Origin of the sequence: Streptomyces bohaiensis (assembly GCF_012033785.1) — a bacterium.
In the GTDB taxonomy this organism is placed as follows: Bacteria; Actinomycetota; Actinomycetes; order Streptomycetales; family Streptomycetaceae; genus Streptomyces; species Streptomyces bohaiensis.
On sequence record NZ_JAAVJC010000539.1, the window covers coordinates 1 to 1,143 of the forward strand.

The 1,143-nt window shown below is 77.3% G+C and carries 1 protein-coding gene and 1 pseudogene; one reads left to right on the top strand and one right to left on the bottom strand.

Annotation, left to right across the window (positions count from 1 at the left end; all coding sequences use genetic code 11):
• Positions 1–76 precede the first annotated feature (76 nt).
• Positions 77–850, bottom strand: a complete 774-nt coding sequence (locus tag HCN52_RS24550; RefSeq protein ID WP_168090607.1) for an SDR family oxidoreductase — start codon at positions 848–850, stop codon at positions 77–79.
• Positions 851–1,032: 182 nt separating this feature from the next.
• Between HCN52_RS24550 and HCN52_RS26530 the strand changes: the two are divergent.
• Positions 1,033–1,143, top strand: a pseudogene (locus tag HCN52_RS26530) (SDR family oxidoreductase); the annotation flags it as partial.

The following is a 1,143-nucleotide window of genomic DNA, read 5'->3' on the forward strand; positions in this document are numbered from 1 at the left end:
AAGATGCGCCCACTGGGCAGGAAAACGGCCCCGGCCGCGCGGCGCGGGGCCCAGGCCGTGCGACGCGGGGCGCGGCTCACAGAGCGCGGAGCGCCCCGCCGTCGACCGCCACGAGCGAGCCGGTCAGGTAGCCGGCCGCCGGTGAGAGCACGAACGCCGCGGTGCGGCCGAACTCCTCCGGCTCGCCGTAGCGGCCCAGCGGGATACCGGCGAGGGCGTCCTCCCGGGCGGCCGGGTTGCTCGCGTCCAGGTCCCGCATGCGGTCGGTGAGGATGCGACCGGGGAGCAGCCCCAGCACGCGCACCCCGCGCGGCCCGAACTCGTCCGCCATGTCCTTGGCGACCATGGCCAGGCCGGGGCGCAGCCCGTTGGAGATGCCCAGCCCGGTGATGGGCGAGCGGGCCGAGGACGACAGCACCAGGCCGATCGCGCCGCCGTCACCGGCGGCGAGGCGGCCTGCCAGCTCCCGCACGGCGCGGACCGCGCCGAGGAAGACGGTCTCGAAGGCGCCGCGCCACTGCTCGTCGGTGGCCGAGGCCGCCGTGCCGGGCGGCGGGCCGCCGACCGACACCAGGGCGCCGTCCAGTCGCCCGTAGTGCTCCACCGCCGCGTCCGCCAGGCGCAGCGCGGTGTCCGCGCTGCCCAGGTCGGCGACGAGGCCGGTGGCGGCGCCCCCGGTGGTCGCGCCGAGTTCGTTGAGGCGGTCGGTGGCGGCGGTGACGGAGTCGGCGTCGCGCGAGGAGATCACCACCTTGGCGCCGTCACCGACCAGCGCCGCGGCGGTGGCGTATCCCAGCCCCCGACTGCCGCCGGTCACCACGTGGACACGTCCAGCCAGTCCCAGGTCCATCCGCTTGGCTCCCATTCCGTGTGCGGCCCCGTGCCGGGGTCCGTCGTCCGTCGTGCGGCGTCCGGCCGCGGCCCGGCCGGATTCGGTGCCGCTGTGGTGGGTGGTCGTACCGCGGGCTGCGTGGCCGCCGCCCGCGTGGACGTCCGGCAGGGCGCGACGTGCTTCGCCGCACCGCTACGCCGGCCGTCCGGGAGGACGCCCTCGCCGGTATCCCGCTGGGCCGCTACGGCGAGCCGGAGGAGTTCGGCCGCACCGCGGCGTTCGTGCTCTCACCGGCGGCCGGCTACCTGACC

What these genes read in the sequence shown, in the direction of transcription:
- HCN52_RS24550 (WP_168090607.1), bottom strand. Translation starts at nt 850, where the DNA reads ATGGACCTGGGACTGGCTGGACGTGTCCACGTGGTGACCGGCGGCAGT.